Consider the following 8,362-nt stretch of genomic DNA (forward strand, 5'->3'; position numbering starts at 1 on the left):
TTCAGATCATCCTCGGGAAGGTGCGCCCACTTTCACGCCCCCTCACCGAGGCTCATCCACAGGTTCTGATCATTGCTCGAACCGGTGTCGCCGGGACTCGGGTGACGCTGCGGTTCGACGTCGGCCTCATCCACGTCGCGGCGGGCAACATGCTGCTCAAGACGTTGCCAAACCCGTTCTCTATCAATGAGTGTCAGAGCATCAAGGGTGCCCGACCTGCGACTACGGCGCTGCCCGCACCGCCGCCAGCTGGGCCGCAGAGTGTCCAGCGGCGAGTTCCCAAAGATGGTGTGGTGATGGTCGCTGGACAGCGACTTCGAGTGGGACGAACACACGCCGGCGCCATCGTCACCGTCGTGGTCGAAGATCATCACTTCCGCGTGCTCGACGGCATCAAGGAGCTTTCACTGCACGTGCGGAGGTCAACCAAACCCATCCGCAACTTCAACGCTCACCGGCCCCGGAAGCGGTAACCATGTCCCGGTGACGATGCGTTACCTATGTCCCGAGACCACACAGGTCACCTTCTTGGATCGGTGAATACGCCGACTTCATCGGCGGTGTCCAGGCCCATCCGCTGCGCCAGCAACGTGGCGGCCGGGGCATTGGGTGAGGCTGCGACCAGATACCAATCCGCTCGCTCGGAAGTGCGGACTGACCGCCTCGACGGCTTCGGCGCGCTAACGGCAGCGCTCCACGGGATGTCGTAGAGGACACCTGACCAACCCCTGAACTATCCGCACGGGGCGGGGACTTTTACCTGGCCACCAGTGGGGACATCAACTTGGCCTTGGACACACGGACTGGTCAACACCGCTGCCGACCGCAACGCGTCCGCGCGATCACTACGAGCGCTGGGAGCAGTCGTGCGAAGTCGAGGTTCGGCTGATCATGCACGAGGCGCGGCAAATCATTTCAATCGTAACTCTCGCATGCGGGCATTGATGCTGAGCGCGTGGCAGTTACCGTCGCGCGTTCGACGCATCCCAGATCGAACTCGGTGCGTAGTCCCGATGCAAACTCGAGATGCGGCTTACGGTTCAGCATTCAGATATTTCCGCGGAGGGCGGCCCACGGCCAATACGTCTCTAGGTCGTCGAGAGTGACAATCCGCCGCCGTAGCCCTTTGCCGATGCTTGGACCTGCCGCAAGCAAGTCAAGCAAGCCTTCATAGCCGGGATCGCCGGGCATCAACGTGCGATACCGGTACGTTAGGTACCCGCCCTCGACCACAACTAGCAACGGACGGTTCGGCGGAGGTGGGTACTCTGTGACAGATCCGAACGAGAACTCGATGCGAGAATTCCGATTCGACTCGGGGATAACGAGCTGTCGGCTTGTCCGCTCAAGGACGCGACCGGCGGGTGAGATCCTCTCCAACGTGATGGAGCGGTTCATTCCGGGCTCGAGGTTGAAGAACTGCCGGGCAATATCGAGATTGAAATGCACTTGTTTCCAACGGTTCCCGGCTCCGGGAACTTCCGCAACCAGACAAAGCTCCGTGCCAGTGAGCAGATCGGGAACTCGATCAGACATAAGAAACTCGATCAGAGATCATCGTTCTCACGAATCCGCGACGGCACACGCATGATTTCCTCGTATGGGAGGACCGTCTTACCGGTCGACTTCTTCGCTGGAGGCTTGGCCGCGATAATGATGTACTCGTGAACGTTCTTGAAGAGGAAGTTGGGCGGATATGGGTAGCTGCCGAAAATTGGCCGCTGACCGTTAGCTGATCCCCACTTCCCCCCAGTTCCGTCCTTATTCCAGATGATCTCGTTGACCAGAACGAAGCCAAGCTCGCGAAGGAGAAGGACAAGGTCGGACGCGAGCGGGAACGTGAGGAGCCCATGCTCCGTGTGCTGGTTGACATTAGCGGTATTGACGCAGAACTTCCGACCCGGAGCGAGCACGCGGAAGACGGCTGCGAAGGCCGGCCGCAACGACTCGACGAATTCTAGGTAACCGCTGGCATTTCCGAGGTTTGCGGCACCGCTGCCGTAGTCAGCCTTGTTCCAGTATGGCGGACTTGTGATCGCCAAACCGATCGAGTTGTCCTCTATGTCTAGAAACCGAGCGTCACCGAGCGATGGCTCGAATAGATTTCGGGCGCCGTTCAACAGCGCCTTCTCGCGAAGCATTCGCTCGACATAGGCTTCGTTCTGGTCGAGGCAGAGTCCATATCGGTTGAGCTCGGCAGCGACGAGTCCTGTCGTGCCCGTACCGGCGAAGGGATCGAGCACAGTCTCGCCGACGAAGCTGAACATTTTTATGAGGCGGCGCGGGATTTCCGGGGGGAAGACAGCCGGGTGCTCCGGGTCAGATGTGTTCGCAATGCTCCACACCGTCTTGGTGTACTCGCGCCACTCGTCCTTAGTGATAGCGCTTGCATCCCGTTGTTCTTTGCTCACCAGGAGGTTCAAGGTGTCTTCCTTCGAATCAGGTTGCGTCGCTCGGAATCGAGGTCCACGACGACGAGCTGTTCATGCCATTCGGACAATCGCTTCGTGTATTCCATGCCGATGAAGGCTCCTACTTCGTTATCGATTTCGTCGACCAAGCTGGCGTACATCCTCGTAGGGTAAGCCACTGTGGTGCGGCCACGGTTGGTGCTAACTAGCGGGTTCTGAAGCGCCGCTTTCCAGAGTCGATCCCCAAGATCGGCTAGCCGCTCAACGTGACCTGCATCGCCAGTTGGGACAGGGATACGCCGGTGCAGCGTGCCGGTGACATGGAAGCCGTCTCCCGTCACATGCCAGATCCAGAAGGCGAGGCGACTGCAAAGCAGGGCGTAGGCAGCTGAGGCATGCAAGTCAGAGTCGAAGTGCAGGATCGAGAACCCGTTCTGCGAGTTATGCCCTTCAATAACCGCCCGGTACGGGTCGCGCAGCACGCCGAGAAAGTTGTAAGCAGTTGGGGCTAGGGCTAGCACGTTCGCCCGCTCGTCATCTTCGAACCTTACGATGCTCGTCAGTGGCAGGAGGCGGCGTTCGGTGTGCCAGTGCTCTAGGTACCGCTGGCCGCCTCCACATGCAATAAATAGGTCGCGCTCCCAGTTAGTGCCAATCTTGGGGATCGCGTATGGCACGCCTTCCAAATCAGCGATCGACATGACTGGAATCTCGGCGAGCGCGTTGTTGCGCGTACGGCTTGTCCAGCGGTAGAGCGGGCTGGCGGTCAAGCTTCGCGGAGCGCACTTGTCGAGATGGACGACCGCGTTCCGCGTCTTGATGTCGTCACCGAACAGGGCATCCGGTACACGGTCGAACGAGAGGAACTCAAGCGATCCGGGCTGCTCTGCCAGGTGCTGCCGAAGGTCCGGGAATGGTGCGCGGGTTGACGCGACCACCGATAGCGGCAGCACGACCGCGAGCGCGCCGTCGTCAGGCAACAAGCCTACACACAGCTCAACGAACACAGGGGAGATGTCCCGGCGCGCCGTCGACCCGGTCACCGGGTGGAGTTTACGTATTTGGCAGGCGGCGACACTCTGCTGCAACGGCGCGTACGGCGGATTCGCTATCACGCGCGCGAACCCCGAGGTCACCGTCTCCGGAAAGACTGATTCCAGGCGCCAGGGCTCGAAGCGTCCGAGCGGGTGGCCATCGACAGGCCGGCCGTCAGACTCCGACGTGAGGGTGGGCTGGTGGAAGGCCGACCCAGTGTCGATCAGCAGCGCATTGCCTGTCGCGAGGTTGCGGCGGAATTGGTGCCACCGCTCCCACGGCGCCGGTCCGATCGGACTGTGGATCATATCCTCGGCTGTCAGCACGAACGAAGAGGTCTCCGCCGCAAGCGGGTCGAGATCGACACCATAAATACGGTCGCGACCGCCCGCCTCCTGATAGATCGCGGAGAGCACCGCCCGCAGGAACACTCCACTCCCATGGGACGGATCGAGCCACAGATGGCGATCTGATGTCTCGGTTGCAGATAAGACCCGCTGCACCATCAAATAAGCGACATCGCCGGGCGTGTAATAAACGCCGGACGCCTTACGCATCCGACGCTCCTGAGCCGTGCTTTGGGTGTTCAGGACATCGCGTCTTGTTGCGGCAGCCATCGGATCGAGTAGGTACGGCAAGAGCGCACGAAGTTCGATCGCGTTCGTCACCTCGATCGATACCTTCATCTCAGGGACATCGCCGAGCGTTCGGCCACTACCGGTCCAGAACCACTCATGCGCGGCTAACAATCCCTCGGCCGCGCATTCTGCTCCCACCGAGGCCGCGACAAGCCACTCGCTCACCAGCGCCCACGCTGCTCGACGAGCCTCATCGCCGCTGGTGATCGTGAAACCAAGACCGGCACGAGACGGCCGGTAAAGGTGTTCGAACGGCAGATCGACCCTCCGTTCGACCTGGCCAGCAACTGCGCGCACAGCACGAGCCAAGCGCTCAACGCGCGGGACTAGCGGACGGTTATGCCCGGGAGATGACGGCGCGACCCAGTCGGGTAGAGATCCACGGTGTGTCACGTCGTAAAGATAAGGGGTTGGACCGACAGTACCCGCGTGCACGCGCCGTATGCCCGATAGCTTATGTGCGTGACTGACTACGCCATGTTCGCGAACGCTCGCGCCTTCGCGCATGTCATGAGTGGCGAATTGGCTTCCAAGAGTGGAACCGCGTCGGCAGACGCCCTCCGGCGAATGTCAATCGGAGAACACGTCGTTCCGCTGTTCGAGTCTGCACCTGCTCACGGTGAGGAAGACCTCCGAGCGTTGGACGCGACCTGCGAGGCACTCGCCCTCGACTGCGACGAGGTGCTCAGCGCCTACAACAGAATCGCCGGTTCGGTCCCGTGCATACTGACGGTAACTGCGGCTCCGCAGGATCGGACGGTCAATGGCGACAACATGGTGGTCGTTACCGTCGACCTGGGTGACTTGCGTACACCGTTGCCGTCGAGCGATTTCCTACGGCTTAGGGCATTGAGCGATACGGTGGCGTCCCAGTTCAAGGGCTCAGCGCCTGCACGTGCCATACAGGAAGTGCCCCGCAGTCTCATTACTAGCGTGAGCTTGGCGACGGCGCCAGACCGTGATGACGCTGCGCTGTTTCGTCAGTTCACATTGGTCGAAGCGCAGAGCGTCGAAACCGCCACGGCGTTACTGGCGACGGCTGACCGCGCACCGCGCGAGGGCGACATGGCCTTCCTAGTTACCCGGGCGACTATGCCCGGGCTGGTTACGGCGGACGCTAGTGGGAAGCTCGGGCAAGTACAGCAGCCTATAGCACGCACACCCGAGGCGATCAAGGAACTCCTGATCGATGCTCAGCGCAAGGCTACGGCCGCAGATCCCTTTAACGCTGATGCGGCAATCGCGGCGACAGAAGAGCTAATCGGACTTCTGAGCTCCGATGAGCAAATTAAAGCCATTGACGACTTCGCTGCCTTTTATGAATTTCGCCTCCTAAGCCGCGCCGTCACACAAGCCATAGAGCTTGCCAAGCGTCCGCTGCCTGACGACGCCAGCACCACGGTCGAAGTCGAGGAGTCAATCGATGACAGCGATGCAGCAGCTGCTCTGCAAGGCTTGTCGGTAGAGGCCGTTCTCGCTGAGCTTCCGGATGGCTTTTCCATCGAACGAAGCGTTGTAGCTGCAGCCGTCGCATCCCTTCGCGCCGGGAAACATCTCCTCCTCGGAGGACCGCCGGGCACCGGCAAGACCACCCTTGCGGAGGCCCTTTGCCGGGCCGTGGTGGGGACGAACTACGACGTCACCACCGCGACCGCCGACTGGACAACGTTCGACACCATCGGTGGGTACCTCCCTGACAATCAGGGCCTCGCTTTCGTGCCCGGCATCGTTCTCCGGTCGCTACGCACGGCAGGTTGGCTCATCATCGACGAAATTAACCGAGCGGACATCGATAAGGCCTTCGGCCCGCTCTTCACTGTGCTATCCGGTGGCGAAGGCACGGTTGGCCGCACTTCTGTGCTGCCATACACCACCAGCGACGGCAAACCGGTCACTATCGTATGGTCAGCTAGCGCCGGAAGCTCCGAGGGCACCTACGCCATAACCCCGTCGTGGCGGTTAATCGGGACACTGAATATTTCCGACAAGGCGAGCTTGTTCCGTCTCTCCTTCGCATTCCTTCGCCGTTTTGCCGTTATAGACGTGCCGCTCCCGGCAGCCGAGGACTACCGCAAGCTCTTCACCCGATGGTTCGGCGCGCTCGGCCGGCCGGACACCGAAAAATTCGTTGATGTCGCGATGGCTATCTCGACAGGACCAGTTCCTATCGGGCCCGCAATCGGGCGGGACTTCGCGCAGTTGATTGTTGAGGGCTTGACCGAAACTGCGAGCGGTACACCTACATTTGCGAACGAGGTCGAAGCCATCCTGACCGCCGCGCGCCTATTGGTTGCACCGCAGTATGAGGGACAACCACTGAACGCGGGTGAGACGCTTCTAGGCATCATCGATACAGCTATCGCCACAACCAATGAGGCTGCCCGGGCCGGCCTGTCCGACGCGTTACGCGAAGTTGCGCTTTCGTGAGCCAGATCGACAGCAGCATGCCTCCGGCGCTCCGGAACGTGATGCTGTCTGAAGTAAAGTCGCTCCTGCCGGCCTTTCTTAGCGCCGCCAGCGTCGAGCGCGAAGGCACGGTGAACGCCGCGGTCGAGCTACTGGGCCTGCCCGAGTCCGAACTCCGACGCATACTCGCCGTTCATGTCATGCTGTCGACACCTATTCGAGAGCTCGTCGACGAACTCCCAACCGCCGTAAGGCGCCCGTTGACGTCATCGGTGCGTCCTCGGGTCGCTGGCCGCACAGTAACCTCAGGTATCGACTGGGCTGCGACGGCACGACATCGGGCGACTTCCAGTCCACTCGGCGACATTTGGGTCACCCGGCCCGCCAACCGTATCTTCGATATTCCGGAGAACCGCGCACTGGCCTGGGTGCTTCGTGTGCTTAAAGAGCGCGGCATCATGGCCGTGCCGCCGACAGGCGAAGCGCCAGGGGCATGGGGAGATGAGATTCGCCACATGACCGGAGTGGTCCACCGCGCACGGCGGACGGCTTGGTTGGAAGGGGTGCCCGACATCTGGCCGGGCGATGATGCCTACCCACGCCTCAAGGCCGATCGCAAGGGCTTTTACAGGATTCGCGTTGCGGGCGCAGCGCGATACTTACGTCGCATTCTAATTGCGCCGTCACCAGATGACATAGTTCAGGCGCTGAGCGAGAGATTTTTTGAGCCGAGGCAGGATTGGAAGTTATTTGAAATCGCCGTGCTGATGAGAATCAGCCGTTCCCTTTCCGAGTTAGGTGAACAGCTTGATCCGACGCGCCTGTTTCACGACGGCAGAGGGCGGCCGTTCGCACGCTTCAGCATTGGCCCTAGCCGCGAAATCCGGGTTTGGTATCAGCTGTGGCCGCCAAGTACTCGCCCATCGGAACTGGATGACGCCGTCCGGTACTACGGGTTACCAACAGGGGGCAACCGCCCGGACATCGTCATCGAGCTGATTGAGGACGGCAAGTCAGCACGAGCGATCGTACTCGAGTTGAAGGCATCGACATCCGGCTCTTATCTCGCCAGCGGGTTCTCCCAGCTTCTTGGCTACCTACGAGACCGTGGACGGCTGCTGAGTGCGTCGGCGTCGGGTTGGCTCGTCGCACCCCCCGGTCCGGGGTACACGTCGAAGGCACCGGACGGACGAGCGCTCTGGGTGACTTCTTCTGAAGAAGTATCCTCGGCTGTTAGAGCAGTGGCTCTAAGTCCCGCTCACCCCGGATGTGCTTAACGTAACCCGTCCGTTGCAATAACTCGCCGACCTCGGAACCCGTGTGGAGTATCGGCTCCGGTTGAATCCTGAACAGCTTGCTCCGGTTGAAAGGCTCTGTTGCACGACTAGGTGACATCTGCGTTCGCTTGCCCGGCGTGGGCAGGCTGGAACGATGTCCTTGTGCCCAGGCCCTACCCCCGCGAGTTCCGCGAAGACGTCGTGCGCGTCGCCCGCAACCGCGACGACGGTGTGACGATCGAACAGATAGGTCACGAAGATTCCTGCACGCACTGAACCATGACGAGATGGTTGGATCCATGGGCCCCGTCGGCGCGGCGGGCGACAACGCTGCCACGGAGAGCTTCTTCAGTCTGCTGCAGAAGAACGTGCTCGATCGACGCCGCTGGGACACCCTAGAACAGCTCCGCATCGCCATCGTCACCTCGATCGAACGCACCTACCACCGGCGACGTAGGCGAGCCGGCCTCGGCCGGTTCACCCCCGTGGAATTCGAAGCCATCATGACCACACTGGTGTCAATGGACATCTGAAACTGCCCGTGGGCGGACATGAGAAGTGCCCGTAGGTGGCCAATAAGAACTGCCCAGTGGCG

Annotated in this window: 4 protein-coding genes and 2 pseudogenes; 4 read left to right on the plus strand and 2 right to left on the minus strand. The window is 61.0% G+C overall.

Translation table 11 applies throughout. The features are described from left to right. A pseudogene (locus tag ACAG25_RS24515) lies at positions 1 to 473 on the plus strand (hypothetical protein); the annotation flags it as partial. Positions 474 to 1,547: 1,074 nt separating this feature from the next. On the opposite strand, the gene ACAG25_RS24520 reads toward ACAG25_RS24515, so the two are convergent. Both ACAG25_RS24520 and ACAG25_RS24525 read right to left on the minus strand, forming a co-directional pair. After that, positions 1,548 to 2,423 carry a DNA methyltransferase gene (locus ACAG25_RS24520; RefSeq protein ID WP_370491037.1) on the minus strand — a complete coding sequence of 292 codons (876 nt, stop codon included), beginning with the start codon at positions 2,421 to 2,423 and terminating at the stop codon, positions 1,548 to 1,550. Continuing rightward, a complete protein-coding gene (locus tag ACAG25_RS24525; RefSeq protein ID WP_370491038.1) occupies positions 2,420 to 4,381 on the minus strand; it encodes an N-6 DNA methylase in 1,962 nt (653 codons plus the stop codon). Before ACAG25_RS24525 ends, ACAG25_RS24520 begins: the two co-directional genes overlap by 4 nt. 165 nt (positions 4,382 to 4,546) lie before the next feature. Here ACAG25_RS24525 and ACAG25_RS24530 point away from each other — a divergent pair, with 165 nt between their 5' ends. From ACAG25_RS24530 to ACAG25_RS24540, 3 genes and pseudogenes are all read left to right on the plus strand, one after another. Next, the gene (locus ACAG25_RS24530; RefSeq protein WP_370491039.1) at positions 4,547 to 6,511 is read left to right on the plus strand and encodes an AAA family ATPase; all 1,965 of its coding nucleotides are present in this window, start codon (positions 4,547 to 4,549) and stop codon (positions 6,509 to 6,511) included. Then, positions 6,508 to 7,767, plus strand: coding sequence for a hypothetical protein (locus tag ACAG25_RS24535; RefSeq protein WP_370491040.1), 1,260 nt, complete (start codon positions 6,508 to 6,510; stop codon positions 7,765 to 7,767). The genes ACAG25_RS24530 and ACAG25_RS24535 overlap by 4 nt, the downstream gene beginning before the upstream one ends. A gap of 248 nt (positions 7,768 to 8,015) precedes the next feature. Further along, positions 8,016 to 8,300: pseudogene (locus tag ACAG25_RS24540) on the plus strand (IS3 family transposase); the annotation flags it as partial. Positions 8,301 to 8,362 lie beyond the last annotated feature (62 nt).

Source organism: Mycobacterium sp. pV006, assembly GCF_041287115.1.
Taxonomy (GTDB): Bacteria; Actinomycetota; Actinomycetes; order Mycobacteriales; family Mycobacteriaceae; genus Mycobacterium.